24 protein-coding genes and 1 pseudogene are annotated in these 25,654 nt (G+C 58.4%); 13 read left to right on the top strand and 12 right to left on the bottom strand.

Annotated features, from left to right (window positions below):
* The first annotated feature begins 6 nt into the window (after positions 1-6).
* The 5 genes from ACZ1HA_RS06690 to ACZ1HA_RS06670 are packed head-to-tail and all read left to right on the top strand — an operon-like array spanning position 7 to position 4,377.
* Positions 7-2,280, top strand: a complete 2,274-nt coding sequence (locus tag ACZ1HA_RS06690) for a chemotaxis protein CheA (protein ID WP_472713340.1) — start codon at positions 7-9, stop codon at positions 2,278-2,280.
* The gene (locus ACZ1HA_RS06685) at positions 2,277-2,735 is read left to right on the top strand and encodes a chemotaxis protein CheW (protein ID WP_472713339.1); all 459 of its coding nucleotides are present in this window, start codon (positions 2,277-2,279) and stop codon (positions 2,733-2,735) included. The genes ACZ1HA_RS06690 and ACZ1HA_RS06685 overlap by 4 nt, the downstream gene beginning before the upstream one ends.
* Entirely contained in the window at positions 2,735-3,577 is an 843-nt protein-coding gene (locus tag ACZ1HA_RS06680) for a CheR family methyltransferase (protein ID WP_375227791.1), read from the top strand. Before ACZ1HA_RS06685 ends, ACZ1HA_RS06680 begins: the two co-directional genes overlap by 1 nt.
* Positions 3,578-3,612: 35 nt before the next feature.
* Positions 3,613-3,999, top strand: coding sequence for a response regulator (locus ACZ1HA_RS06675; protein WP_375227792.1), 387 nt, complete (start codon positions 3,613-3,615; stop codon positions 3,997-3,999).
* A complete protein-coding gene (locus tag ACZ1HA_RS06670) occupies positions 4,000-4,377 on the top strand; it encodes a hypothetical protein (protein WP_436399392.1) in 378 nt (125 codons plus the stop codon).
* A gap of 213 nt (positions 4,378-4,590) precedes the next feature.
* On the opposite strand, the pseudogene ACZ1HA_RS06665 reads toward ACZ1HA_RS06670, so the two are convergent.
* The 10 genes and pseudogenes from ACZ1HA_RS06665 to ACZ1HA_RS06620 form a co-directional block, all read right to left on the bottom strand.
* Positions 4,591-5,392 (bottom strand): annotated as a pseudogene (locus tag ACZ1HA_RS06665) (IS5 family transposase).
* A 330-nt stretch (positions 5,393-5,722) separates the two neighbouring features.
* Entirely contained in the window at positions 5,723-6,244 is a 522-nt protein-coding gene (locus ACZ1HA_RS06660) for a chemotaxis protein CheD (RefSeq protein ID WP_472713338.1), read from the bottom strand.
* A complete protein-coding gene (cheB, locus tag ACZ1HA_RS06655) occupies positions 6,244-7,374 on the bottom strand; it encodes a chemotaxis-specific protein-glutamate methyltransferase CheB (RefSeq protein WP_472713337.1) in 1,131 nt (376 codons plus the stop codon). Before cheB ends, ACZ1HA_RS06660 begins: the two co-directional genes overlap by 1 nt.
* A gap of 117 nt (positions 7,375-7,491) precedes the next feature.
* Entirely contained in the window at positions 7,492-8,643 is a 1,152-nt protein-coding gene (locus ACZ1HA_RS06650) for an acyl-CoA dehydrogenase family protein (RefSeq protein WP_472713336.1), read from the bottom strand.
* A 76-nt stretch (positions 8,644-8,719) separates the two neighbouring features.
* Positions 8,720-9,337, bottom strand: coding sequence for a molybdopterin cofactor-binding domain-containing protein (locus ACZ1HA_RS06645; protein WP_472713335.1), 618 nt, complete (start codon positions 9,335-9,337; stop codon positions 8,720-8,722).
* Positions 9,277-10,956 carry a molybdopterin cofactor-binding domain-containing protein gene (locus ACZ1HA_RS06640; protein WP_472713334.1) on the bottom strand — a complete coding sequence of 560 codons (1,680 nt, stop codon included), beginning with the start codon at positions 10,954-10,956 and terminating at the stop codon, positions 9,277-9,279. Before ACZ1HA_RS06640 ends, ACZ1HA_RS06645 begins: the two co-directional genes overlap by 61 nt.
* Before the next feature lie 66 nt (positions 10,957-11,022).
* Positions 11,023-12,096 carry a lipocalin-like domain-containing protein gene (locus ACZ1HA_RS06635; RefSeq protein ID WP_472713333.1) on the bottom strand — a complete coding sequence of 358 codons (1,074 nt, stop codon included), beginning with the start codon at positions 12,094-12,096 and terminating at the stop codon, positions 11,023-11,025.
* Positions 12,086-14,464: an ABC transporter permease gene (locus ACZ1HA_RS06630; RefSeq protein WP_472713332.1), complete on the bottom strand. Its 2,379-nt coding sequence runs from the start codon at positions 14,462-14,464 to the stop codon at positions 12,086-12,088. The genes ACZ1HA_RS06635 and ACZ1HA_RS06630 overlap by 11 nt, the downstream gene beginning before the upstream one ends.
* Entirely contained in the window at positions 14,461-15,153 is a 693-nt protein-coding gene (locus ACZ1HA_RS06625) for an ABC transporter ATP-binding protein (protein WP_472713331.1), read from the bottom strand. The genes ACZ1HA_RS06630 and ACZ1HA_RS06625 overlap by 4 nt, the downstream gene beginning before the upstream one ends.
* Entirely contained in the window at positions 15,150-15,503 is a 354-nt protein-coding gene (locus ACZ1HA_RS06620; protein ID WP_472713330.1) for a hypothetical protein, read from the bottom strand. The genes ACZ1HA_RS06625 and ACZ1HA_RS06620 overlap by 4 nt, the downstream gene beginning before the upstream one ends.
* 238 nt (positions 15,504-15,741) lie before the next feature.
* On the opposite strand from ACZ1HA_RS06620, the gene ACZ1HA_RS06615 reads away from it, so the two are divergent.
* Positions 15,742-16,428 (top strand): fumarylacetoacetate hydrolase family protein, encoded by a 687-nt coding sequence (locus ACZ1HA_RS06615; protein ID WP_472713329.1) that lies wholly within the window; start codon positions 15,742-15,744, stop codon positions 16,426-16,428.
* Between the two features lie 9 nt (positions 16,429-16,437).
* On the opposite strand, the gene ACZ1HA_RS06610 is transcribed toward ACZ1HA_RS06615, so the two are convergent.
* Positions 16,438-17,421 (bottom strand): NAD(P)/FAD-dependent oxidoreductase, encoded by a 984-nt coding sequence (locus ACZ1HA_RS06610; RefSeq protein ID WP_472713328.1) that lies wholly within the window; start codon positions 17,419-17,421, stop codon positions 16,438-16,440.
* A 59-nt stretch (positions 17,422-17,480) separates the two neighbouring features.
* Positions 17,481-18,887, bottom strand: coding sequence for a glucuronate isomerase (gene uxaC / locus ACZ1HA_RS06605; RefSeq protein ID WP_472713327.1), 1,407 nt, complete (start codon positions 18,885-18,887; stop codon positions 17,481-17,483).
* Between the two features lie 222 nt (positions 18,888-19,109).
* On the opposite strand from uxaC, the gene ACZ1HA_RS06600 reads away from it, so the two are divergent.
* The 7 genes from ACZ1HA_RS06600 (at position 19,110) to ACZ1HA_RS06570 (ending at position 25,605) form a co-directional block, all read left to right on the top strand.
* Positions 19,110-19,607, top strand: coding sequence for an enoyl-CoA hydratase-related protein (locus ACZ1HA_RS06600; RefSeq protein WP_472713326.1), 498 nt, complete (start codon positions 19,110-19,112; stop codon positions 19,605-19,607).
* Positions 19,589-19,918 carry an enoyl-CoA hydratase-related protein gene (locus ACZ1HA_RS06595; protein WP_472713325.1) on the top strand — a complete coding sequence of 110 codons (330 nt, stop codon included), beginning with the start codon at positions 19,589-19,591 and terminating at the stop codon, positions 19,916-19,918. The genes ACZ1HA_RS06600 and ACZ1HA_RS06595 overlap by 19 nt, the downstream gene beginning before the upstream one ends.
* 155 nt (positions 19,919-20,073) lie before the next feature.
* A complete protein-coding gene (locus ACZ1HA_RS06590; RefSeq protein ID WP_472713324.1) occupies positions 20,074-20,913 on the top strand; it encodes a universal stress protein in 840 nt (279 codons plus the stop codon).
* 235 nt (positions 20,914-21,148) lie between these two features.
* Positions 21,149-22,435, top strand: a complete 1,287-nt coding sequence (locus ACZ1HA_RS06585; RefSeq protein ID WP_472713323.1) for a serine/threonine-protein kinase — start codon at positions 21,149-21,151, stop codon at positions 22,433-22,435.
* Between the two features lie 29 nt (positions 22,436-22,464).
* Positions 22,465-23,598: an FHA domain-containing protein gene (locus tag ACZ1HA_RS06580; protein ID WP_472713322.1), complete on the top strand. Its 1,134-nt coding sequence runs from the start codon at positions 22,465-22,467 to the stop codon at positions 23,596-23,598.
* Positions 23,591-24,493, top strand: a complete 903-nt coding sequence (locus tag ACZ1HA_RS06575; protein WP_472713321.1) for a PP2C family protein-serine/threonine phosphatase — start codon at positions 23,591-23,593, stop codon at positions 24,491-24,493. Before ACZ1HA_RS06580 ends, ACZ1HA_RS06575 begins: the two co-directional genes overlap by 8 nt.
* An 11-nt stretch (positions 24,494-24,504) precedes the next feature.
* On the top strand, positions 24,505-25,605 hold the full coding sequence (locus tag ACZ1HA_RS06570) for a hypothetical protein (RefSeq protein ID WP_472713320.1): 1,101 nt from the start codon (positions 24,505-24,507) through the stop codon (positions 25,603-25,605).
* The last annotated feature ends 49 nt before the right edge of the window (positions 25,606-25,654 follow it).

The raw sequence follows: 25,654 nt of genomic DNA, 5'->3' as shown, positions 1-25,654 counted from the left end.
TTCGAGATGTCTGACACGAACGACCCAATGGCGGAAATCCGCGCCTCCTTTTTCATCGAGTGCGAAGAACTGCTCGAAGCCCTGCAGGACGGGCTACAGGAGCTGTACGATGGTGCAGACGACACAGAAACCATCAACGTGGTTTTTCGTGCCGTTCATTCGATCAAGGGTGGCGCAGGGGCATTCGGACTGGAGGCTCTCGTCAGATTTGCTCACAGATTCGAAACGGTGCTGGACGAAGTCCGCGCCGGAAGAATGACAGCAGATCCTGACGCTCTGAAGGTATTTTTCCAGTGTGCAGATCACCTCTCCGATCTGGTGCGTATCTCCCGGGATGCCGGTGAGTTGCCGGAAGAACGAACGAATGAACTGCTCGGATCTCTGAACGGGATGCTCGGCGAAGACGCCGCCGAGGAGGAGGCTGAGGAAGAAGACGAAGATATTGATTTTCAGCCGGCAACACTTTCGCTCGACATGGATTTCGGCGATGACGACGGCGACGGACTGGCATTGCCCGATCTGGATCTGCCGGACATTCCACCGCTGCCCGGACAGAACCAATACACGATTACCTTCAAGCCGGAAAATGAGCTTTACGAGACTGGCAATGAACCGTTTCACATGCTCCGCGCCCTCGACGACATGGGCGAATGCGTCGTCACATGCAATCTGGACAATCTTCCCGACCTGGAAGGCCTGTCTCCGGAAAACTCGTGCCTGAGCTGGACGATAGAACTGACGTCAGCCGTCGATGTGGCGGAAATCGAAGCTGCCTTTGAATTTGTGGAGGGACTGTGCTCCCTGGAAATTGTTCAGGACGAGACAGCGGATGACACAGATCCGGAAATCAACGACGCTCCGGTTGAAGATGTGCAGGAAACGACAATCATTGACACCTCCCAGGAACCGACAGATGGAAGCCCACCTCTTCCCGTAGATACGGCAACGGAAACAGCAGCGCCGGAGCTGCCACCTGAGCCGGCGAAGGACATCAAACCAGCTGAGCCGAAGTCTTCAGCACCAGCAGCAACCGCCAAGAGCGGCGCTCCATCGCCTGCTGCGGCTGCAAAATCGGTTGTCAGAGTTGACCTCGACAGAATTGAAAGGCTGGTGAACCTCGTCGGCGAACTGGTCATTAATCAGGCGATGCTCTCGCAAAGCCTGGAGTCCTCCGGACTGTCACCGCATTCGGATGCGATGAATGGACTTGAAGAGTTCCAAAGGCTGACCCGGGACATTCAGGACAGCGTCATGATGATCAGGGCCCAACCGGTGAAATCCCTGTTTCAGCGCATGTCCCGGATCGTACGCGAAGCCTCGGCTTCAGTCGGGAAGGACGTCAGGCTTCATACAGAAGGCGAAAATACCGAAGTCGACAAAACAGTTATTGAACGCCTGGCCGACCCGCTGACACATATGATCAGAAACGCTGTTGACCACGGCCTTGAAACCTCTGAGGAACGGCTGGCCGCCGGAAAACCTGAACAAGGACGGGTGAACCTCATCGCCGCGCATCGTTCCGGCCGCGTGGTAATTGATGTTTCGGATGATGGCGGAGGCATCAACCGCGAGAAAGTATTACAAATCGCAATAGACAAAGGATTGATTCCCGAAGAAGCTACCCTTAGCGACAGCGAAATTGATAACCTACTATTTTTGCCAGGCTTTTCCACAGCATCGGTTGTATCAGACCTGTCAGGCCGCGGTGTCGGGATGGACGTGGTTCGCACAGCCATTCAGGCACTTGGCGGCAGGATTACCATATCTTCAACACCGGGTGTCGGCACCACATTTTCAATTTCCTTGCCTCTCACCCTCGCCGTCCTGGACGGCATGGTCGTACAGGTTGCTGATGAAACGTTGGTACTTCCTTTAAATGTTGTAATCGAGACTCTCACACTGACCAATAAAGATGTTGAAATGGTAAGGCCAGGTTCATTCGTTGTGCGTGTACGAAGCGGTTTTGTCCCAATCTTCGACCTTGGGAAGGAATTGGGTTACCGAGAATCCGTCGAGGATTTCGAAGGATGCGTCGTCCTGCTGATCGCGCACGAAGATGAAAGCCACGCAGCGCTCATAATTGACAGCATTCAGGACCAGCGACAGGTTGTGATCAAGGGCCTTGATGACAGCTTCTACCGAGCTCCAGGCATTGCTGCCGCGACCATTCTCGGCGACGGGCAAATCGCACTCATCCTTGATACATCAGATATCATCTCAAACGCCATGGGGTCTACAGGCACCAAAGGTACCACTCAATCCACGGGGATACCGGCATGACCGAAAAAGAAACATCCACATCAATCGAGTTGCTGACATTTCAGTTGGCCGATCAGGAGTACTCGCTGGACATCATGTCCGTTCGGGAAATACGTGGTTGGACTCAGACCACGCCTTTACCGCACGCGCCGAGTTACATGAAGGGTGTCATCAACCTGCGCGGCACCGTTTTGCCGGTTATGGACCTTTCCCAGAGACTGGGTTTAAAGCCCAACGAACACTCAGATCGTAACGTTATCATCGTAGTTAGCCACGAAGGTACAATGACGGGACTACTGGTGGACGCAGTTTCAGATATAATTGCTATAACAGAGAACGACCTGCAACCGCCTCCCGAAGTACAAACTGGCAGCATTCCAAATGTAGTCAGTTCGTTAACGCTTATTGACGAAAGAATGATAAGAGTTCTTGCTCTTGGGTCTGTTGTTGAATCAGTTCAGAATTCGGCGGCATAATGAACCAACATACAAACATGCAGCTGAGTCCGACTGACTTCGATATAATAGCTCAAATTGCCTACCGCGAAAGCGGTTTGCAACTTGTGAAGGAAAAATCGTCAATGATTCAGTCGAGACTAAGGCACCGTGTTAATGCACTTGGGTTGCCGGGTTTCGAAACGTATACAAAGCACGTTGCGTCAGAATCCGGGAAGTCAGAGCTTCGTCACATGATTTCTGCGTTGACAACAAATGTTTCGCACTTTTTCCGCGAACAGCACCATTTCGACATCTTGAAGGACAGAGTTATACCTCAACTGAAGTCAAAAATTGAAAATGGCGAGAAAATACGTATTTGGTCAGCAGGCTGTTCCAACGGGCAGGAAGGTTATTCAATTGCGATGTGCCTTATGGAAAACATCGCTAACCTAAAGTCTTTTGATGTGAAAATTCTAGGAACTGACATTGACCCGAAAGTAGTGGAGTTTGCGTCCCAAGGATTGTATCCTCAACGGCTGCTGGAAGGAGTTCCCAAAGAGTTCTTACACAAATATTTTCAATCGAGCGCTACAAAAACCGATGACACCTTTTCTGTGATCCCTGAATTAACCAAAATTGTCGCGTTTAAAGAGCTAAATTTATTGGCAAAATGGCCGATGAAAATGAAGTTCGACGTCATATTCTGCCGAAATGTTGTAATCTATTTCGACCTTGAGACGCAAAACAGTTTGTGGCCACGGTTCCATTCTTCATTAAAAGAAGATGGCATTATGTTTCTTGGCCACTCCGAGCGAATTAACAATCATGAAAAACTGGGTTTTTATACGGACGGACCCACAACTTATCGCCCTGGCCATTAAAAACGCCTCATGACGAGATCAGAAAAGGATAGCAGATGTCGCTTCGTGATAAAATCAGAATAATGGTTGTGGATGACATGTCGACAAGCCGAGGACTTATTACCCAGGCACTGGATGCATTTGGTGTACGAAATGTATCGACAGCCGAAAACGGAATTGAAGCCTTACAAGCGCTTGCCACTCACCCGGTGCACCTAGTCATATCTGACTACAATATGCCGCAAATGGATGGTCTTCAACTATTGCACCAGCTGCGAGCCTCTCCAAAGACCAAGGGCGTGGGGTTCATTCTGATTACAGGACGAGCAGAACAACAAATTGTGGATCACGGCAAGAAGCTGGGCATGAACAACTACCTGAAAAAGCCATTTGAACAAGCTGGCTTGCGAAACTGCATTGAAGCAGTAGTGGGTCGACTTTAAATGTCGACGAATCTAGCATTAGGTTTGCCATTGGACACCTTTCTATCCAGAGTGTCTGACCATCTCGATCTGCTTGCGGCCCAGGTAAATGATTTAGAGGAAGCTATTGGTTCTGCTGTCCTGGACAATCCAAACAACGTTCAGGTAGAAATAACTCGGCTACAGGGGCTTGACTATGTCCGCCAGTGCCTTGAGGACCTTGCGCTGTTGACTGCAGTTTTCGAAAACCAACTTCCTGAAAGCGGGTTTGAATTCTCGAATATTGATCAAGTTAGATCAAAGCTGAAGCTTGAGATCACAAAGGGCATTCTTGTCAACGAAAGTGACAGCGAGCCTGTAAGTGGAAAACGGGCCGTGGGAGACTTAGATCTTTTTTGATCGTGTTTCTGTTCAAATTTTTTTCCACTTGAGAAATTTAAATTTTTTTAACTACGCTTAGCGTGAATCACCAAAGGTTCTGCAATTTCAAATTATATATCAACGTTTGAGCGCAAAACCCTTTCCGCAAGTTAAGAAACGGTTAAGCCTCTGATACTTCAGCAGATTCAGAGCTCATAGCACGTAAGTAATGAGTACTGTAAAGGCGATGGCTTACAATAAAACCCTCGGACGTCTGTCATAGTGGGTTGCGACACGCCGCCAATCCTTCAACCTCCGAATATGGTCTAGATCCGATTCCGGAGTTTGAACCGACGCTTGTCGAACTTTGCCAGTTTTTCCGCTGCTTTCGGCCAGGGATGCTTAGGCGTATCCCTTTGTCTTTCAACGTGTACTTAGACCAGTCGGCATCATAAACCCCGGTCACCGATCAGCCAATCGACATCCGGTCGGCTGCTCAGCATTGCGCGTACCCCGATGAAATCGCTGACCAACTGACCGACGGGGTATTTGCGCAGCAATGTTCCGAAAGGTTGCCCGACGGTGACGAACAGGTTGATTGGATGTCCCACGCTGTCGCAGATGGCTTGTAACTTTGTGTTCATGTCGCACTCAGTGCGGCCTCTTTCGGGACATTTCCTTCGCAAATACCCTGCCGGGCAGCAGATCAGGCGTCCACGCTCACTTTTTTCCCGCACAAACTGGACACGGTACGGTGGGCCTTCAGGTATGTGGCGTCGATCATCACGGTCTTCTGTTCGCCATGCTTGGCAGCCAGCCCGGCCATCATTCGAGCGGAGACTCCCTTATCGCTCCACCGCTTCCAACGATTGTAGAACGTCTTATGTGGGCCATAGGTCAAAAGGGCGTCGCGCCACCTCAACTCATTGCGATTAATGAAGATAATACCATTTAACACACGTCGATCATCAACGCACAGCTTGCCGTGGGACCTAGGAAAGAAAGGTTCAAAATGCGCCATCTGCGCATCCGGATGCCAGAAAAGATCAGACATGTTCACTGCTCGATTTTGCAATCGCGGTCCACACCGCTGGAAGAAAATCAATGGGTCCAGACCCTAGCGTGATTGCCCGAATTTTCTTCGGACACTAAGCTGAATACCTCGAGTGCTGTTTTGTGTTCTTTTAACTCTACAGTTGCCGTTGCGCGTCATCATATCCAAGGAGGGGACCGGGCAATCAGTCTGATTTCCCAGTCTTCGCAAATATTGTAGGGTCAGGTTTTCGCACATTATTTTGTTTCGAAACAGCGCTCGAACCGGATATTAGTGAAAATTTTCTGTGAGTTAATGGCGTGGAAGCCTTGTGAACGAAAGTGGCCGTCCTTAGAACAACTCAAGATCATTTCCTTTCGGCTCTGCGACCGGCTGCTCTGCCCTGAGCTCAATCGGGGAATCTTTTCTGATTTTTTGCATGACCCGCCCGGTGGCAGGCCAGAACATGACATGCCGTGCAGTTTCTCCACCGAGTGAATGACCTTCGCATTCGATGCCTTCAGCTCGGAGGAATTCAAGAGTGAATTCGCTGTTAGTCCTGCCGATGTCACTGAGGCCACTGACCATGCGGGCGCCGCCAAAGGCTTTAGCCTTGAGCCGGTGTCTCTGCCCTCCCAGCTTCAGGATATCGTTGATCAGCAACTCCATAGCATTGATGCCGGCCAGGTTGCATACGCTGTTTTCCACATTACTTACCGTGAGTAGCATGTGGTTCATACCGCCAACTCCAGCGTACGGATCCCACAAACAGCAGGACACGCAGGACCCCAAAATGGTCGAAATGACGGCGTCAGGGTCTGCGCTTGCGACCTTTTCTCCCTGGGTGATGTGAATACGTGTACCGTTCTGCATTACCTGATCGCCCCTGCAACGGCGCTGGCATTTGTTGATTTACGTTCAACCGCCTCCCGCATGGCATTCCCAATTCTGTCCAGCGGCAGTTCGCGGCCCACGGCTCCGAGCGCCTTCGCGGCCCGCGGCATTCCATAAACAACACAGGTGTCTTCGTCCTGGCCAAATGTTCGCGCACCGCCGTCTGACAACTGACGCAAGCCTTCTGCACCATCTTTTCCGAGACCGGTCAGAATGGCCGCGGTGACGTGTTTAGCTTCACTGGCGGCGGACTTGAAAAGCGTATCAACCGCCGGGCAATGCAAAGCAGGTGGATCGTTCGGTACGAAATGGCAAACCCAGGCGTCGTTTTTGCGCCGGATCTCTGTGTGCTGTCCGTTGCCCGGCGCCAGCACAATGTCACCCCGTTCAAGACGCATGCCTTCTTCGGCAAGGCAGACGTTCTGGGGAAGATGCCTGCCGAGGCGCTGTGAAAAACTCACAAGAAAATTGCCGGGCATGTGCTGGACGATGACAACCGGTGGTCCGCCCGGATCCAGCATCGGCAATACGCTTTCGATCGCGCTGACGCCACCCGTTGATGCTCCGATAAGAAAGATGGTTTTGCGTCTGCATCCTCTTAAGGGAACGGAGTTCGGTGTCTGCGGACGCACAGGGGGCGCGCCGGTCGGAGGAGACGGAACCCGAAGCCTTGAAGCCGTAGTGCAGGCAGCATGAAAGACACGTTCGCAGATGTCGTCTGTAACCTCACGGCCGTAAGATCCGTTGGGTTTGACCATACAGTCAACAGCTCCACGCGACAGCGCCTGAATGGCTGCGTCACTGCCTGCTGACGTCAGACTGGACATCATGACGACGGGCATCGGCCGCGCTTTCATCAGTCGTGTCAGAAATTCCAGACCGCTCATACCTGGCATCTCGATGTCCAGCGTCAGGACATCGGCTTTGTTGGCCCGAAGAAAATCACGTGCTGCAACCGCATCCTCTGCCTCTCCCACAATTTCAAGTCGCGGGTCCGCGGACAATGTGGCGCGCAACCACGCTCTGATTGTTCGGGAATCATCTACAATCAGAACTTTTTTGGGGGCACCCCTGTAGGCGTTCTCAGAATCAAATGTGTTCAGCGTCACGCGGTCACCCTGTTGCCGGATAAAGGAAGGGGGATCAGACGCGACCGCCCTTTGCTCCATTTATGACCAACAGGGGTAAATCGAGACTTAACAGAGGTGCTTAAACCAGCCGGACCGTCAGGCGTTGTCGCGCGCGGCCAGCATCTGCCTCGAGATGATAACACGCATGATTTCATTTGTACCTTCAAGGATCTGATGCACCCTAAGGTCACGCACGATCTTTTCGATGCCATAGTCCGCGAGGTAGCCGTATCCGCCGTGCAGCTGCAGTGCCTCATTGGCAACGTCAAACGATACGTCCGTCACAAACAGCTTGGCCATCGCACAACACTGCGTGGCGTCCGGCGTCCCGTTGTCCAGCTTCCATGCCGCCTGGCGCAAAAAGACGCGCGCTGCCTGCAGGCGAACCTCCATGTCCGCCAGGCGAAACTGCAGCGCCTGAAACTGATCAATGGACCTGCCGAAAGCTTTGCGTTCACCCATGTACGCCATCGCAGCATTCAGGGCGGATTGCGCCCCACCCAGTGCGGAAGCCGCAATATTCAGACGGCCGCCATCAAGGCCCTTCATCGCATAAGAGAACCCTCGGCCTTCTTCGCCCACCAGATTCCCCGCAGGCACCATACAATCATCGAACTGAACCTGGGCGGTCGGCTGCGACCGCCAGCCCATTTTGTCCTCAAAAGCGCCGAACGAAAGGCCCGGGCTTCCGGTCTCTACCAACATAGCTGAGATACCATGCGGGCCGTCATCTCCGGTTCGCACCATGCTGAGGTACACGTCGGAATAGCCGCCACCGGAAATAAATGCCTTTGTGCCATTGAGCCGGTAGCCTTCGTTCGTGCGCTCAGCGCGCGTTCTCAGGGCGGCAGCATCAGACCCGGAGCCGGGTTCCGTCAGGCAATAGGAAAACACCTTGTCCATGCGGCACAGCTGGGGCAGCCAGTGCGCCCGCACCTCGTCCGATCCGAACGTGTCGATCATGCCGCCACACATGTTGTGAATGGACAGAAAGGAACTGACCGACGGGCACGCCATCGCCAAAGCCTCAAAAACGAGAGTCGCGTCCAGCCGGCTCAGACCTGACCCCCCATATTCTTCGGAAACATAGATGCCAGCCAGCCCAAGAGACGCCACCTCTTGCCACAGCGCGCGGGGTATCGTCCCCTGTGCTTCCCAGTCCCGCGCGTAAGGTGCGATGTGTTCCTGCGCGAATCCGGCCGTCATCTCAAAGATGGCGGACTGCTCTTCTGTGAGTGCGAAATCCATGTGCTGCCTCCCCCGGTGCTGCGCTGCCTGCGCGTGTCAGAGAGATACCCGGCCCGGCATGGCGCTTCAAGCAGCGTCAGACAAACCGCATGTGCCTGTTAAAGGGCATTTCGCGCAGGCGCCGACCTGTCGCACTGAAAATGGCATTGGCCAGCGCAGGGGCTGCGGGCGGCACAGGCGGCTCTCCGATGCCGCGTATCTGATCGGCGTTCTGCAGGGCCCGCACAGTGATTTCCGGCGTCTGATAGAGGCGCATGCCTTCAGCATCATGGTAATTTGTCTGCTCCGGCATGCCGTCAGAATAGGTAATTTCTGAATTGATGGCATGCCCGAGCCCCCAGATAACACCGCCCTGAACCTGAGCCTCGAAGTTCACCGGGTCGATCACCGGTCCGGAATCCGCAGCGACCCAGACATGGTCGACGCGCAGTCCGTCCGGCGTTTCGGTGACGTCGATCACCTGGGCCACCGGAACACCAAAGGAAGTGACCAGTGCCACGCCCCTGCCCTGCCCCTGCGCGCGCGCAGCACCCCATCCGGACATCTCAGCCACAGCCTCCAGCACCGCCCGCGCCACCGGGTCATTCACCAGCCTCAGGCGTTCCGCCATCGGGTCAGCCCCTGCGGCGACGATCACCTCGTCGAGCAGGCATTCACCAAAAAACCGCCCGTGGACGCTCCGACCGCGCGCCATGAACTGACCGGTGCCAGACCGTCAACCGCGTATCCCTCGACCGTCAGTCCGGGGATCGCATAAGGCATATCCCACGCCCCGGCGACGATCTGCATGTCTGGCCCCAGCGCCGGAAGACCGGCTCGCCCGCCCTGAGACCGGGTTACAGATGGCGAGGCGATGCGAAGTGCCAGATGCGTCACCTGGCCATCGTTCCAGCCGCCGGCGCCACGCGCCAGGCCAATCTGGCGCGGGTAATCCTGCGCGAAATCCTCTTCGCGACGCAGGGTCAGCAGCACCGGCGTCCCTTTGATCTGCAATGCAATTTCGGTGGCCTGATCAATAACATCAAATTCAAGCCGATGCCCGAAACTGCCCCCGGCCATCTGGTTGTGGAACGTGACCTGCTCTGGCGCCAGCCCGGCAGCCGCGGCAACCCGTTCACGCACAAGGCCCGGCATCTGATGCGCCGCCCAGACTTCTGCATGATTGCCTGTCACAAGCACGGTCGCGTTCAACGGTTCCAGCGGCTGATGTGCGACATAGGGCGCCCGGTATTCAAACTCACCTGTGACCCCGTCGGCACTCGCGCCGTCCGGGTCGCGGTCATCCCGCCAGACCCGTTCGGGCTCATCGCTCTCAAGCGCAAACTCCAGCAATCTCCAGTGGTCCTCCTGCTCCGCCGGATACGGCGCTCCGCCCCAGTCGCACTCAATCTGCGCCAGGGCCTCGAACGCGTACCAGGTGTTTTCTGCCACAACGGCAACACCATCCCTGAGCGGCAGAATATGCCTGACCCCACGCCTGTTTTCCGCAGCCGTGGCATCGTACCCTGTGATACCTCCGCCCTTGCGCGGGTTGAGGCGCGCAGAAGCAAAAAGCACACCTTCAGGCCGCACATCGATGCCATATGCCTGCTGGCCGGTGGATTTCGCGGGGATATCAAGGCGCGGGACTTCTTTGCCCAGCAGCCGCCAGTCTGACGGCGCGCGAAATGCGGGCGCGCGAACCGGCTCAAGACCGGATGCCGTTGTGGCCAGTGCCGTGTAAGGGATCGTGCGTCCGTCCGGCAGGACCACAGCACCGTCGGCGGTCTGCAGGTCCCGCGCCGCAATGCCCGTTTCCTGCGCGGCCGCTGCCTTGAGCGTCTCCCGCGCCACCGCACCAGCTTCGCGCAGTTTGTCATAGCTGTCCGGTGCAGAGGATGATCCGCCTGTCACCTGAAGCCCAAGCAGTTTTGACACTGTACCCGCCGCGCCACGCGCAGCCTCAGCAATCAGACCGGTGTCCGTTGACATAAAAGGCACTGCATCGGCGGCAAGTGCACGGTTGTAATAGGCAGCATCAGAGTGCCCGAAAGACGTCGTAAACTGCCCGAAGCCGAGATCCATCTCTTCTGCGATCAGCATGGCCTGCATGGATTGTGCACCCTGACCCACATCTGCGTGAGGCGTGATCAGCGTGATGCCGTCTCCTGTGATCAGAACAAAAGGGTTAAAACTGGCTTCACCCTCAGCCAGCCCGGCTGTCAGCGGATTGTCGTGCGGCTGCCGCACCTTCCAGACACCAAAGGCGACCCCCCCGGCCAGCGCCAGGGAACTGATCAGCATGCCTCTGCGGGTGAAAAGTCTGCGCGCCAAGCCCTTATTTCCTTCTGTGACCGCACACCGCGCCGAGGATGCAGGATCCGCCGTCCCGCTGTAAGGTCAATAGCCCGTCATTTCCAGGTATCCTTTGCCCGGGTGACTGCCGCTGATGACGACCGGTCCTTCCCAGTAGGATACCGATGTGTCCATCCAGGCCTGAGAATTCAGCGCCCGCACGGTCACATCAACCCTCTTGTCCGGCAATCTCACGCGCCAGACAACCGGAACGTCGCGTCCGGCCACCCCGGCTGTCTCCAGGGGCTCCGACACAAAGGCTCCATCCGGGAACGGTGTCGGTGTGCCATCTGGTTCAATCCATGTCGCAGCCGTAAAATCGCCGGCTTCACTGTCATGCAGTGTGAACCCCATCAGCCGTTCACCGCTGTCAAAGACCATCGAAAACCAGTCCCAGCTGATCTGTGTTTCCCCCAGTGGCTGTGACGCCCACTCCCGGTCGAGCCAGGCCGTTCCGGTAACAGCAACATCACCTTCGGGCAGCTGAAGCGTGCCAGAGATTTCATAAAACGGCTGTGAGTAATAATAACTGGCCCGTCCGGACGACGATTTGACCGAATATCCCTCTTCCCCCTGCAGCACCAGCGGGCCTGTTGCCGACAACTGCATGTCGTAGCCAAATCCGTCTCCCTGCGCCCGCAGGTCCAGTTCTGCGATCCCGTCCCCCGTCGCGGTCATTTCCCATTCGTCGATCCAGGCCGTGAACGGATCCGCCACGGCGCCGGCCTGCCCGATACCGCCCCGCGCCAGCCTTTCGGCAACGAAATGCTGATCCGGCGTTGTCACAGCGGCATGCCCCATCCAGATCTGGGGGCTCGACCATCCTTCCCTTTCCAGCGGTTCTGTCGCCGAGCGGAACAACGTCCATTGCAGACCATATGATGTACCGTTTTCGGCCTGCAAGTTCGCGGTCAGATACCACCATTCAATCCGAAAATCCGGGTGCGGCCCGTGATCCTGAGGGAAAGTGACTGGCACATCCCTCGACGGGTGTGAAAACCCTTCGGCGGTGGCACCAAGCCCGGCGAAGCCCTGCGCCATAACCTGCGAGCACGCAGAAACAACTGAAACGACTGTGGTAACTACGGCCAGCCTGAAGTGGCGTCTCTCAGCGTTCATTGGTAAAGACCTTCAGCAACATCTGTGGTGGAATTCGGGCCAGTTTCAGGGCAGGCCACAGTGCAGCCAGAAAGGCCGCACAGAGCGTCAGCGCGCCGAGGCGCTGCATGTCCCCGGGGAACAGGAACATCGGTAACCGCCAGCCGAATGCCTCGACATTCACCACAGCCAGCAGCACCCAGGCCAGCAACAGTCCCAGAGGCACCGCCAGCACACCTGTCAGCGCCGCCAGGCTGACAGCGCGCACCAGTTCCAGCCCCGCCAGCCGCCGACGTGTCATCCCCAGCGCCCAGACCGGCGCAAGCTGCGGCAACCTCATCGCTGCCAGCGTCAGCAGGCTGATCAGAATGGCAAGGCCCGCAACAGATAACGTTAGTACATTCAGCGCTCCCGTGACCGAAAAGGTCCGGTCAAAAACAGAGATCGAAAAGGCTTTGAGATCTTTCTGGTTGATCAGCGCATCTGCCGGCAGCTCGAACCTCTCCTGCAGCATTGCCGTAAGCCCGTCCGGATCATTCGTCCGCAGCCCGAACTGTTGTGCCCGAACGCCCGGGTATCGTTCCTGAAAAGTGGCCTCGGCGATGATAATCTGCCCTGCAGGATTACCATAATCGCTGTAGATACCCAGAACAGCGTCACCACTGCTCAGTCTGTCGCCGGGCGACAACACCTGTCGGCGCGCAAGCTGTTCGTTGATCAGCGCACCGCGGCCAGCGGCCAGTTCATCCCAGACGCCCGCTCGCGCCTCCAGCAGCGGCCAGTTGTCCCGGTATGTCTGATGATCACGCAGCCCGAAGATTTCTGCAGGCAGCCCGCCTTCCCGCGTATCGACAGAAACCACAGGCAGAACTGCATCAGCATTTTCCATGAGAAACGGCATTATTTCAGTGACCTGCGCTTCAGCGTTCAGGCGGATATAGAGTTCTGAGGACAGCCGCTGATCCAGGTATCCGGTGAAAGTCAGCCGGAAGCTGGACACCATGGTCGACACACCGATGTTGGCCGCCATGGCGAGCAGTAGCGCCATCAGGGCCATGGACAGGCCCGGCAGTTGCTGACGGGTGTCAGCCCAGAACCACTGGGCCACAACGCCCCGGCTTGCCCGTTCGGCAACATGCAGCACAGCAGAAAGCAACACAGGCAGACAGAGGGCTGCCCCCAGCAGGATCCCCGCCAGAAGGCCAAACCCGGCCACCAGCCCCTGGGCAACCTGTCCGATGATCACACCACCCGCAACAAGGCACAGCGCCACCAGAAGCATCAGACGGCGTGTACCCGCTGCCTGCAGGCTCATGGCCCGGGGATGGTTGAAGGACAGCAAAGGCATCTGCACCAGCCTGATGAGTGCCGCAACCGCTGCGATACCTGTGCCGGCAAAGGCCATGCCCATCCCGGACAGCCACCATGCAGGCCGCAGGGTCAGCTGCCCGCCCACCTCGGCCCCATAAAGACCGCGCAGGGTTGCGGCGACATCCGGCAGGAGCGCCGCCGCAATGATATACCCCATAGCGACGCCTGCCGCCCCCGCAATCAGCGCAAAGAATCCAAGCTCTGCCGTCACCAGAAACATCAGACGGGACAACGGAAGCCCGAGCGCCCGAAGGGTTCTGAACATTGCCCTGCGTTGCTCAAAGGCCAGTCCGACGGCGCCGTAAACAATGAAAATGCCGACCGCAAAGGACAGCAGGCCAAAAGCTGTGAGATTGAGGTGAAAGCTGCGCGTCAGTCTGCTCAGGTCAGTAGCCGCGTCTGCAGTGGTGATGCGGTATGCCGGCGGCAGGTCCGGGATGCCGGCCGGCTGGTCCGGTGCCACCACAAGGTATTCGATGCGCCCGGCACCTTTCAGCAGCCGGTCCGCCAGTGCGATATCCGCGAGAAGACGGCCGGGCACCCGCCCCGCGTCCGCGCGTACCGTCGCGTCGACACCGCTCAGAGCCGGGGCATCATCCGGGTGCGCCAGCAGCGCGGGATCTTCGCCCAGAAATCCCTCGGGCACTGCGGCGAGGCCGGTGGCTGATCCTGATACGGCGCCGGGCCAGGTCAGGAGATCCACACCGGTGAGTACAAATTCCCCGGCTCCGATCTGCAGCCGCCCCTGCATTACCGGGCTCACCTGCCAGCCCTGCCGGCGCAGGGCCACATAGTCACTGGTACTGATGACCTGATCATCCACACGGGACAGCCTCGCCAGCCCACCCCCGTCCAGAATACCAGATGCGGCACTGTAGCTCGCTCTGGCTTCGGCATTGATGGCCTGCACACCCGACCACAGGGCAGTTGCGAGGGCCAGCCCCGCGATCAGCGTCAGTAGCTGCCAGGGATTACGCCTCCAGTAAGAGACAAGCGCGAACATCCCTGTCCTGATCATACAGAACCCGTTTCTGCTGCTTCAGTCTGCACCGTACGACCACGCGAAAGGGTCAGTTGACGTTCCATACGGCCCGCATGTCTGCCCGAATGCGTAACCATCAGCACCGCAGAACCCGCATCCTTTGCCGTCTCCAGTAACAGATCCAGAACCCGGTCAGCTGTCGCCTCGTCCAGGTTACCCGTCGGTTCATCCGCAAGTATCAGCGCGGGCCGGCAGGCCAGCGTCCGCGCAATCGCCACACGCTGCTGTTGCCCACCGGACAGCGCCTCCGGGTATTTGCTCAGATGCTCCTGCAGCCCCAGCCGCTCTGCCAGCTCACTGTTCCGTCCGGGATCATTTTTACCGGACAGGCGCGCGTGAAAGGCAATGTTGCCTTCAACCGTCAGGCTAGGGATCAGATTGAACTGCTGAAACACCAGTCCGATGGTTCCCCGCCGCAGTACCGCGCTGGCCGCATCGTCCAGACCTGCCACTTCATGGCCACTGACCTGGATACTGCCCCCGTCCGGTTTATCCAGACCCGCGATAAGATGCAGCACCGTGCTTTTTCCGCTACCGGATTCACCGGTCAGTGCGAGCGACCCGCCTGCGGCCATTGAAAAGCTGACATCCTCCAGCACCGGCACCCGGACGCCGCCGCTCTCATAGGATTTCGACAAACCGCTGACACGAAGCATGTTGCTCATCCGGCGGCATCCCGGGGCATTTCAAACTCCAGCCAAAGCGCAAGCAGTGTATCAATCACAGGCGTGGGTATATCTGCGTTGCGCCCGGGTTCCTGCACCGCCGTCCCCTGCGCTTTTTCAAGGCGCTTTCCGCACGACGTGAACACGCCAGCGGGATCAAAGCCCGGCGCCGACCAACAGATCTGCAATCCCGGTTTGTCCGCCGATTCCCATGTCCGTCCCTCATATCGGGTATGAACAGTCACCGCCTTCGCCCCGATCTCACGAAGGCAGATGTCGTATTCTTTTTCGCGGCAGGACGCCTTCAGGGATGCTGTCACGGCAATCTCTGCACAACGCAGATATGACATCCATTCTGATGATGACGCGCCAGGAGCTTTCGCGCCGGCCGGATCAGCAAGAAGCAACTCAGAGATTGGCTGCACGGTTCATCATCCTTGTCTTGTGTGTCGTCGGGCGATCCCGCCGCACCCGGTTCAGGGCCTGCCTGACAGATAGTGGCGACGGGGCCGAAGGCCAGCGCTTCCCAAACCGCCGCTCAGCCGATAGACCCGCTTCAGAACAGAAATTGCAAGCCCCGGAGAGCACATGACCCGTTACGCTTTCACCCCACCCGCCGTTCCCGCAGTGCCGATCGCCGGATCGGACGCGGTTTTCCCGGTTCGGCGCGTTTATTGTGTCGGGCGGAACTACGCGGCGCATGCCATTGAAATGGGTCACGACCCGGACCGGGAGGCCCCGTTCTTTTTCCAGAAAAACCCCGATAATCTGAACACAACGGGCGCGTTTCCCTATCCGCCCAGGACATCAGACGTGCATCACGAGGTGGAACTTGCTGTCATGCTCAAATCGGGCGGCCGGGACATCAGCACCGATCAGGCACAGGCACATGTCTTTGGGTACGCCCTGGCCCTCGATATGACGCGGCGTGATCTGCAAGGCGAAATGAAAAAAGCCGGCAGGCCATGGGAAATCGGCAAAGCTTTTGAGGCCTCGGCCCCTATAGGCCCGGTGCATCCCGTGGCAGAAACCGGTGTTCTGACCGAGGGCGCCGTAACCCTGCACGTCAACGGCGAGTTGCGCCAGGAAGGTGATCTCAATCAGCTGATCTGGAAAGTGCCTGAAATGATTGCTTTTCTGTCGGAGTATTTTGAGCTGGCACCGGGTGATGTCATCCTGTCGGGCACACCCTCCGGCGTAGGGCCCGTTCAGCGTGGCGATGAGATGGAAGTTGCGATTGCCGGTCTGGGCAGCATGACCGTGACGGTCACCTGATCCACAGCATCATCCGCCTGAAAGATGCATTCTGACAGCTGATGCCAGGGCTCCGGCACTGTCAAAGGCCGCCTCGACGCGCCCCTGCCCGCACCAGTCGCCGGCGGCACCGATACCCAGCCCCGGATCGAACAGATATGGCTGGCCAGCGGGCGTTTGAACCGCCGCATAGCGCCAGCGGTGCAGGCTTACATACTCTGCCATACCGGTATCAATCCCGGTCAGATCGTTGACTGCCGCAAGAAGGTCGCGCCGGACATCCTCCTGGTCCCGCTCCAGATTAGCTTCCGCCCAGGAGTTGCTGGTCTGGCAGAGAAAGGCAGGCCGCGCATCCCGCCCGGGCTTGCTGTGATTGGCAGCGACCCACGCCAGCGGATCTCCATCGCCCACAAAGGCGTCCCATCCCGGGTCAGGTGCTGCGTCAAAGCCCAGCATCAGGCTGTAGCACCCCAGCATCTTCGCCTGGTCCAGCGCGTTCCGTCCCGTCATCCCGCTGGGCAGCAGGGCAGCCGTCTGAAAGGCCGGGGCCGTCGACAGCACAATGTCGAAGGGTCCCGCCTCAGCTCCTGAGGCACATGCGAGCCGCCACCCCTGTCCCGCCGTCAGGATGTTTTGCACAGCGTCACCCAACCGTACCTTGAGACCTGACGCGGCAGCCTTCGCAAGACTGTTCATGGCAGGTACCCCGACGAAACGCGGCGCATTCCAACGCGGGTCCGAAGCGGCAGCACCGGCCAGGCGCGGGTTCCACTCTGCCACATGTCCTTGCGCAAAAAAGGGCTCCAGAAATGACTGAAAGGCGTCGCTCCGCGCCGTAAAATATTGCGCACCGTGATCAAACCGGTGCGTATCCGCCCGGCGTGTGGACATGCGCCCACCGATGCCGCGTGATTTTTCAAACACCGTGACCGTGGCGACATCTGACAGCAGGCGTGCCAGATGCACACCCGCCAGCCCTGCCCCGATCACTGCAATTTCAGGTCGCTCAGACATATCAGTGGCCCCTCCCGGACGTCTTCGGGCCACCTAATCCGCATGGACCAAACGACAAGTCAGAGGCGATACGTGCGCCTTGCAAGACCACAGGTCAGGTCTTCAATCATGTCAAAGGCCTCATCCTCGCGCAGCCGGTGATCGGCCACCATCCGCGCCAGCCAGGCGCAGTCGACCCGCCGGGCCACCTCGTGCCTCGCCGGTATTGACGGGAACGCACGCGTGTCGTCGTTGAAACCGGCTGTATTGTAGATGCCTGCCGTTTCCGTCGTCATTTCACGGAACCGCCGCATGCCTTCGGCGCTGTCGTGGAACCACCATGCAGGGCCCAGCACCAGCGACGGCCAGGCGCCGGCAAGGGGCGCCAGTTCCCTTGCATAGGTGGTTTCGTCCAGTGTGAACAAAACGATACGCAGACGCGTTTCATTCCCCAGCGCATTCAGCAGCGGGTGCAGGCTGCGCGTGAATTCCGTCTGCGTGGGGATATCGTACCCTTTATCCCGCCCGAACCTTCTGAATACCTGCTGATTGTGGTTGCGGAAGGATCCGGGATGGATCTGCATGACCATGCCGTCTTCGGCGCTCATGCGGGCCATTTCGGTCAGCATCTGCGCCCGGAACAGCACACGATCACGATCGTCAGCACGCCCGCAGCGGACCCGGTCAAAAAGTGCGGCCGCCGTGTCAGGATCAAGGTCCGCCGTTACCGCATCCGGGACGCCATGGTCCGTGGCCGTCGCTCCCTGCGCCCGAAAATAGGCCCGCCGGCTGTGATGCGCCGCCAGATAGCCGCGCCAGGTGCCCGTATCCTCACCAGTCATATCGCCGAGGTCATCGAGAGCTGCAGCGAAACCCTCATGATCCGGATCCGTGATCTGGTCCGGACGATAGGTTGGGATCACCCGGCCGGACCAGCCGCTGTCGGCAATGGCGCGGTGATGATCCAGCGGGTCGAGCGCATTATCCGTTGTCGCCAGCACTTCAATATCAAACCGCTCATAAAGGGCCCGGGGGCGGAACTCCGGCGTGGCAAGTGCTGCTGCAATGCGGTCATAGATGTCATCAGCCGTTTGCGGCGTGAGCGGTTCGGTGATGCCGAACAGCCGCTGAAAGGTGATATCCAGCCAGAGCCGTGTCGGCGTGCCGCGAAACAGATACCAGTGCTCCGCAAACCTGCGCCAGATGGTCTGTGGGTCCTCATCCTGACCTGCTCCATCTGTTCCGCGCACGCCAAACAGTTCCGGGCCCAGACCCTGGCTCGCAAACATCCGCGTCACATAATGATCAGGCGTCACGATCAGAGCAGCAGGATCGGGAAACGCACTGTCCCGTGCAAACCAGGCGGGATCGGTATGCCCATGCGGGCAGATCAACGGCAGACCGCTGGCCACTTCAAACAGGGCACGCGCCACCGCGTCCGCGCCTGTCCCTTCCAACAGCGTATCCTCGTGAAAAAGCGTGCTCATGGTATGACGGCCCTCCCGCGTCTTTCCGGCGGCTCTTATGCTGATGCGCGCCATCACATTGCCAGGACTGCAAATATCATCAACCCTTTGCCGCGCGACGTCACCAAATGGCCATCCCGGTGTCAAGGCCGCGACGGGTCATCGGTCCGCCACAGGGCTTGCCACTAGCACCGGAATATAGACTATGCCGCGTACCGCTTCTGGTACTGAAAGGACTGCACCATGCCCTCCCCGCCGACGTCTTTTGCCGATGGCAAATTGCTGGCCTTCCATGACGGTGCCATTGGACGGATCGTGTTCAACAAACCGGACCGTCTGAACGCGATGTCGCTTGATATGTGGGACGGATTGCGCGACGCGCTGGCGCTGTTCCAGACAGACGATGACATCAGGGCGGTTGTCCTGAGCGGCGCCGGCGACCGCGCTTTTGTGTCGGGTGCCGATATTACTGAGTTTGACGAAATGCGCGCCTCAGATACAGGCATCCGCAACTACAATGAACGCTACGAAGGTGCAGATGCAGCACTCTATGCGTTTCCAAAACCAACGATTGCTCAAATTCATGGTTTTTGTGTCGGCGGCGGTATGGCGATTGCGCTCAGCTGCGATATCCGGATCTGCGCTGAGGGCACCCGCATGGGCATACCGGCCGCAAAACTGGGCCTGGGATACGGCTACCAGGGGTCCGGCGCCTGCGGTCCGTGGTCGGGCCCGCCATAGCCTCTGAGATTCTGTTTTCTGCGCGGATGTTGGATGCCGCAGAAGCGTTGACGCATGGTCTGGTCAACCGTGTCGTCCCGGCGGCTGATCTGGAAACTGAAGTGAACGGGCTCGCCGCCACTGTTGCCGGCAACGCGCCCCTGACCATTGAGGCGGCAAAATCCGCTATACAGGCCGCTGGCAGTGACGCTGCTGACGCTGCCGCCGACCGGATGAATGCCCTGGCGACGGCCTGTTCCATGAGTGCCGATTACGCAGAAGGACGCCAGGCATTTGCGGAAAAACGGGCGCCCGTGTTCCGAAGACGCTGAACAGGCCCGCCCTCTGAAGCGTCCCGGCCAGGTATACTTGATCAGAATCAAGGTGCGGCCAGCCCGGTTCGCGCATTCTGACAGTGTTACCGAAGGCCTCACAGCGCCCTTTCGATGGGGCCATAACGGCGCACGGGAGCAGGGAGAAATAAACCATGGCGATTAAAACGATACAGGTCTGCCTTACAGGCAGCCGGCACGCAGACACACTGATGCGGATTGCTGTACCGCTGGCCGCGAGGCACAACGCTCTGCTGGTCGGGGTCCACACGATTGAGGCGCTGGTCGTCTACCCCGGGATTGCCATGCACATACCCGATCAGGCCTTTGGCGCATTTAATGAGAGCCAGGCCCGCGAAGCCGCAGAAATAGAAGAAATCTTTGAGCGGCACTGCAACACGGAAGATTTCCCCTGCGAATGGCGCCTGCTGCGGGCCGAAGCTGTCTCCGCTGCCGAACGGATCGTCGAAAGCGCCCGCGCGGCGGATCTGGTGATCATGGCGCAGGCGGACAAGGCGTCTGACCGATACGACCAGCGCAACGTTCAGGAACGCGTGATCCGGGAATCCGGCAGGCCGGCCCTGGTCGTCCCGCTCGGTTACGACGGGCCGCCCGTTGGGCAACGGATTCTGCTCGGCTGGACCAATTCGCGAGAAGCCGCGCGCGCCGCACATGACGTGGTCAGCGTGGCCGCGCCGGACGCTGACGTGAATGTGGTGCAGGTCGGCGGACCGCTGCTGGACGAAATGACGGAATTCGATGCGCTGGCAATAGCCGGAATGTATGCACGTCACGGGTTGCGCGCGACGGTCACACACTGCGAGGCGGATGGTTCCGATGTGGCCCCGCTCCTTGTCACAACTGCCCGCCGGACAGACGCCGACATGATTGCGACCGGCGCATTCGGACACTCGCGCTTTCACGACTTTGTTGTTGGTTCAGTGACCTGGTCGCTGCTTCATGATGCAGAACTGCCGGTCCTCTTCAGCTGCTGATCCGGCCACCGGCGCGCACCGGGGAACCGCGGCCTGAAAGTGCCAGCCGCGTTAACCACGCCGGCCTGAATTTACCATAAAAACCTGATTTATCGTGGTTAATCCGGCCGGATGCCACGCAGCCGCCGCCTGTGCGCCATTTTCTGATCACATTCTGAGACGACAAATACAATTGTAGTCAAATGAATTTCAAAGCCCCGATCACCCGCCGGACGCTGGTAACCAGGTAAGACAAATGACACGGATGACCGCACTCGAAGATCTCGTTCAGGAAGATGAACTCCCCACAGGCGCCACGCTTCTGAACGGTCAGTATGAGATAACGCAGCACCTGGGCCGGGGCGGTTTCGGCATCACCTACGTTGCGCGCAACAGCCTCGACCGTGCCTTTGTGATCAAGGAGTGTTTTCCGTCTGACATGTGCCGGCGCGTGGCGGGTATCGTAGAGCCAGTTGATGCCCGTTTTGACCGCGCGCTGAACGCGGTCCGGCGTCAGTTTGTGCTCGAAGCCCGGCGGATGGCAAAGCTTGAGCACCCCAACATCGTGGGCGTGCATCAGGTATTCGAGGAAAACAACAGCGCTTATATGGCACTGGACCTGGTGGCCGGTGATGACCTGATCGACCTGGCCGAAAACCGTCCGGAACTGATTACCCCCGCCTTCGTCAGCAGCGTGCTTGACCAGATGCTGCAGGCGCTGGTCTACACGCACAGTCACGGTGTGCTGCATCGCGACATCTCGCCGGACAATATTCTGGTTGATGACCATGGTCACGTCACTTTGATCGATTTTGGCGCGGCAAGCGAACCTGCAGGTGTTGGTCAGTCCGGGGTGTCCCGGATGATTGCTGTAAAGGACGGTTATTCACCGCACGAGTTTTACACACCCGGCGCCGAGCATGATTTTTCAAGTGATCTCTATGCCCTGGGTGCCACTCTTTATCACGTCATTACCGGTGAAATAGCGCCGGACTGCCAGAAACGCCTGCGCGCTGCCGCGACCGGTCATGCCGATCCACTGGTGCCACTGTTGGGGTCAGTCACAGGCTACGACGAACGGCTGCTCGCCTCCGTAGACCGGGCAATGCAGATTTCCCAGGTGGACCGCTTCCGTACCGCCCACGCGTGGCAGGATGCGCTTGAGGGCGGCTCTGCACCGGCCCCGCGGCAAAGGACCCGACCGGCGGCAGACCCTATGCTGGAAAGCCGGATCTCTGCACTGGTCAGTCAGATCAACACCGAAATCGAACCTCAGATCCGCGCGGATGCAGATGATGCGGCAGACGAAACCGCAACCGAAGAAGCACCCGAACCGCGCCGCGTTGTCGACATCTTTGGCAACCCGATTGACGATGTCGAAGCCTGGCTTCGTGAGCAGGAAGAGGAGCAGGCAGCACCCGCACCTGTCGCACCAACAGCAGCAGCGGCCCCCACAGAGGTTGCCGAAGCCCCTGTTCGGCAGAGCAGAAAATCACTTCTGGGCAAACTGGTGTCCCGCTGCGTCAGCAGAAAATCCACCTGAGCAGTAAAGTCTAACGAACGGAGAAACCGATGAAATTTATCCGCGACATCATAAATGAAAAACGCAGCAACGGACCGGTCAGCGCGTCCATGCCTGCTGAAGAGAACCAGCTGGATTTTGCCGCTGATCAGGAAGACACATCCGCGGCCCTCGATCTCGGTCAATACCGTGAAACGCCGGCGGACCCGGTCACTGATAACGCTGATGCTGCGGGCTTCAGCGGTATCGACTATGACCCGGACGAATTTGACCCCGATGGCTTTGACGGGTCGGACTGGGAAGATGAGGACGCCGCAGCCTACGATGAGCAATCTGATGAAATGACGCTTGAGGCTGCCCGTCGCGCCATTGAAGATGCCTCTGATGAGGATGCGGCAGCTGCGGCAGGTGATCCGCTCGACCGTCTGTTCTCCGAACAGCATGTTGCCGGTGCCGAAGAGGAGTCCCACGAAGACTTCTCCGATGAGGATCAGAGCTGGGACGCCTATGAGGACGAAGAGGATGACAGCCTGGTTCCTGCACCGGCATCACTGGCTGAAATGCGCCGTGCAATGGCCGGAGAGCGTCAGGCCGTACGCGCAGTTCCGCCAGCGCCTGCCCCGATGCAGGATGCGGCTCACGAACAGAGTGATACCGGCATGGCCGACAGCGCTGATCTGCTCGAAATGCCGGCCCCGATGCCGGGCCGCGCAGCTCAGGGATCGGGTCGCGTGAAAACACGGCTGCTGGGTTTTGCCACGGACAGCGACGCAGCACTCGACCCTATCGAGAAAGCTGCACGTGCCGGTCAGGCCCGCTTCCCGGTCGCCTGGATGGTCGTGGTTGCAGGCCCCGGTCGTGGCGCGTCCTTTACGCTGCAGGATGGCGTGTCGCGCATCGGCCGCGCTGAAGACCAGACCGTTGCCCTGAACTTCGGTGACAACGCCATTTCGCGCGAGAACCATGTCTCCGTCGCCTATGACAGTGAGCAGAACAGCTTCTTCATCGGGCACAGCGGCAAAGCCAATCTGGTGCGTATCAATGACAGACCCCTTCTGAGCACTGAAACCATCTCTGACGGCGATCTTGTCCGGATCGGTGAAACCACCCTGCGCCTGGTTACTCTGTGCGGTGATGATTTCACATGGAACGACGAAGACGAAAAAGACGCAAAATATGGCTGACACAAAGCGTTTTCGCTGCGATGCGGCCCCGGCAATCCACCAGGGCCGCCGCGCCTGTCAGGAAGATACCCTGGCAGTTGACTTCACCGCAGGCGGGGGCATCGGCTTTGCCGTTCTCGCCGACGGGATGGGTGGCCATGCCGCTGGCGATATCGCCAGCAAGGTCGTGGTCACTGAGGTGTTCAGTGAGCTGAAAATGCAGGCCGGCAATCCAGCGGCAACCGGTGAAGGCATCGGTGATCTGTTGCGGCGGGCCACCGAAGGGGCCAATGACTGTCTGGCAACCTACGTCCGTCAGTTCCCGGAAACGGCAGGCATGGGTGCCACCCTCGTGGCGCCGGTTGTTGCCGGCAATCACCTGTACTGGATTTCGGTGGGTGACAGCCCCCTGTACCTGTTCCGCGGCCAGCATCTTTTCCGTCTGAACGAAGAACATTCGCTGGGCCAGCAGCTGCAGGACCGTGTGAACGAAGGGTCGCTGTCGCAGGATCTTGCAGATCTGCACCCCGACCGGAACTGTCTGACATCCGTGCTGATGGGCCGGGAAGTGCAGCAGATAGACTGCCGCGAGGTGCCCGTTGAACTGCGCCACGACGACATCATCGTTGCCGCCAGCGACGGTCTTCAATACCTCACAGACGATCAGATTGCGCGGGTGATCTACCAAAACCGTTTCCGTCCGGCCGCCGAGATTTCCGAACGGCTGATGCATGCCGTACTGGCCCTGAAGGACCCGGAACAGGACAACATTGCGCTGTGCACCATCCGCATTTCCGATCCTGACGCCGAACAGCAGACGAAAACGGCGACGCAGGCGACGCGGCGTATCTTCCTCGACCTTCACGGTGGGGAGAAACGAGCTGTCAGCCGTGCCAGCGGACAGTCATTCCTCTGACGATCCAAGGCATGACAGATCACATCCCAGCGGCCCTGCGCGCCGTCACTGAAAACACCGCCCTGCCCCGAAACCTGCGCGCCGCTGCTGCTAGCCTGATCGACTGTCTGGACCGGCCGGTCCGCATAACTTTGGTCGGGCGCAGGCATACCGGTAAGACATGCCTCGCCAACATGCTGGCGGGCCACCATGTTCTGCCGGCGACGGACGGGCTGACGATGACAGAAGCTGTCTGGTCGGCGCAGGAAAAAACACTTTGTGAATACAGCACCGGGCAGATCGTTACTCTCGACAAAGAAGGCACTGAATTTACGCTGCCCGAACAGGCCATGCGCCTGCGCCTGGAACTCACCGACGCCTGCCTGAAAGACCGCAGTCTGACTGAGGTCACTCTGCCTGATGATACGGGAATGGCCCGCGACCTGCTGGACATGGTAGCGGACCAGACGGACATATTGCTCTGGTGCGCAGCTGATGCGGAGGATCAGTCCGCTCTCTGGAACTGTGTGCCGGATCAGCTCAGCGGCCGAAGTCTGTTTGTCATAACCATGGCGGACAGGCTGCACGCGGCGGGTACACTGTCAGGGACACTTTCGCGGGCACAGAATATGGCGGGGTCCGGCTTTACGGGCGTTTACCCCCTCGTCGCGCATCGTGCCGAAGCCGCTGCTGCGGATACGGGCGATAAAGAAATACTCAGGAAATCGGGCGGCCACGCCATCCTCACCAGAGTGACGAAGATCATCCAGCAGGCCCGTCAGTCCGATCTTCTTCGGGCACAGGCCATACTGGATCAGTGCGCACTGGCCACAGAAACGAAAACCTGCAGGGAAATGGCACGCGCCACCTCCGGTCTGGACAAATGGATCGACAAGTTGACAACAGCCAGACCTGACCAGACTGTGTCCGAAATACTGTCACTGTGTCAGAAAGCCATGTCAGGGCTGGTTGTTGCGCTGCCGAACGAGGCCACGACCTTTCGGGCCGAAGTCAGCGATGCCATTGAACATGTGGAGAAATTCGCGCGCCAGAACAGCGATTCTGCTGCCCGGAACGCAGTTGCATTGCTGGTTCAACTCAACCGGGAACTATCTGGCCAGAAATCCGCATAAAACCTGACTTCCGGAAACAATGCCGGATCTGCGCCACATTTCAAACACA

The organism is Roseobacter sp. S87, from assembly GCF_055693285.1.
Note: the sequence above shows the minus strand (reverse complement) of the source record. Positions and strands in the feature narration are given on the sequence as shown.

Bases quoted from the DNA above. Each gene is read 5' to 3' on its own strand.
- ACZ1HA_RS06680 (WP_375227791.1), top strand. From the start codon at position 2,735: ATGAACCAACATACAAACATGCAGCTGAGTCCGACTGACTTCGATATA.
- ACZ1HA_RS06600 (WP_472713326.1), top strand. From the start codon at position 19,110: ATGCCCTCCCCGCCGACGTCTTTTGCCGATGGCAAATTGCTGGCCTTC.
- ACZ1HA_RS06660 (WP_472713338.1), bottom strand. From the start codon at position 6,244: ATGCAGAACGGTACACGTATTCACATCACCCAGGGAGAAAAGGTCGCA.
- ACZ1HA_RS06570 (WP_472713320.1), top strand. From the start codon at position 24,505: ATGACAGATCACATCCCAGCGGCCCTGCGCGCCGTCACTGAAAACACC.
- ACZ1HA_RS06625 (WP_472713331.1), bottom strand. From the start codon at position 15,153: ATGAGCAACATGCTTCGTGTCAGCGGTTTGTCGAAATCCTATGAGAGC.
- uxaC (WP_472713327.1), bottom strand. From the start codon at position 18,887: ATGAGCACGCTTTTTCACGAGGATACGCTGTTGGAAGGGACAGGCGCG.
- ACZ1HA_RS06590 (WP_472713324.1), top strand. From the start codon at position 20,074: ATGGCGATTAAAACGATACAGGTCTGCCTTACAGGCAGCCGGCACGCA.
- ACZ1HA_RS06575 (WP_472713321.1), top strand. From the start codon at position 23,591: ATGGCTGACACAAAGCGTTTTCGCTGCGATGCGGCCCCGGCAATCCAC.
- ACZ1HA_RS06675 (WP_375227792.1), top strand. From the start codon at position 3,613: ATGTCGCTTCGTGATAAAATCAGAATAATGGTTGTGGATGACATGTCG.
- ACZ1HA_RS06685 (WP_472713339.1), top strand. From the start codon at position 2,277: ATGACCGAAAAAGAAACATCCACATCAATCGAGTTGCTGACATTTCAG.
- ACZ1HA_RS06635 (WP_472713333.1), bottom strand. From the start codon at position 12,096: ATGAACGCTGAGAGACGCCACTTCAGGCTGGCCGTAGTTACCACAGTC.
- ACZ1HA_RS06610 (WP_472713328.1), bottom strand. From the start codon at position 17,421: ATGTCTGAGCGACCTGAAATTGCAGTGATCGGGGCAGGGCTGGCGGGT.
- ACZ1HA_RS06645 (WP_472713335.1), bottom strand. From the start codon at position 9,337: ATGGCGCGCGGTCGGAGCGTCCACGGGCGGTTTTTTGGTGAATGCCTG.
- ACZ1HA_RS06585 (WP_472713323.1), top strand. From the start codon at position 21,149: ATGACACGGATGACCGCACTCGAAGATCTCGTTCAGGAAGATGAACTC.
- ACZ1HA_RS06650 (WP_472713336.1), bottom strand. From the start codon at position 8,643: ATGGATTTCGCACTCACAGAAGAGCAGTCCGCCATCTTTGAGATGACG.
- ACZ1HA_RS06620 (WP_472713330.1), bottom strand. From the start codon at position 15,503: ATGTCATATCTGCGTTGTGCAGAGATTGCCGTGACAGCATCCCTGAAG.
- ACZ1HA_RS06670 (WP_436399392.1), top strand. From the start codon at position 4,000: ATGTCGACGAATCTAGCATTAGGTTTGCCATTGGACACCTTTCTATCC.
- ACZ1HA_RS06615 (WP_472713329.1), top strand. From the start codon at position 15,742: ATGACCCGTTACGCTTTCACCCCACCCGCCGTTCCCGCAGTGCCGATC.
- ACZ1HA_RS06580 (WP_472713322.1), top strand. From the start codon at position 22,465: ATGAAATTTATCCGCGACATCATAAATGAAAAACGCAGCAACGGACCG.
- ACZ1HA_RS06690 (WP_472713340.1), top strand. From the start codon at position 7: ATGTCTGACACGAACGACCCAATGGCGGAAATCCGCGCCTCCTTTTTC.
- ACZ1HA_RS06630 (WP_472713332.1), bottom strand. From the start codon at position 14,464: ATGATCAGGACAGGGATGTTCGCGCTTGTCTCTTACTGGAGGCGTAAT.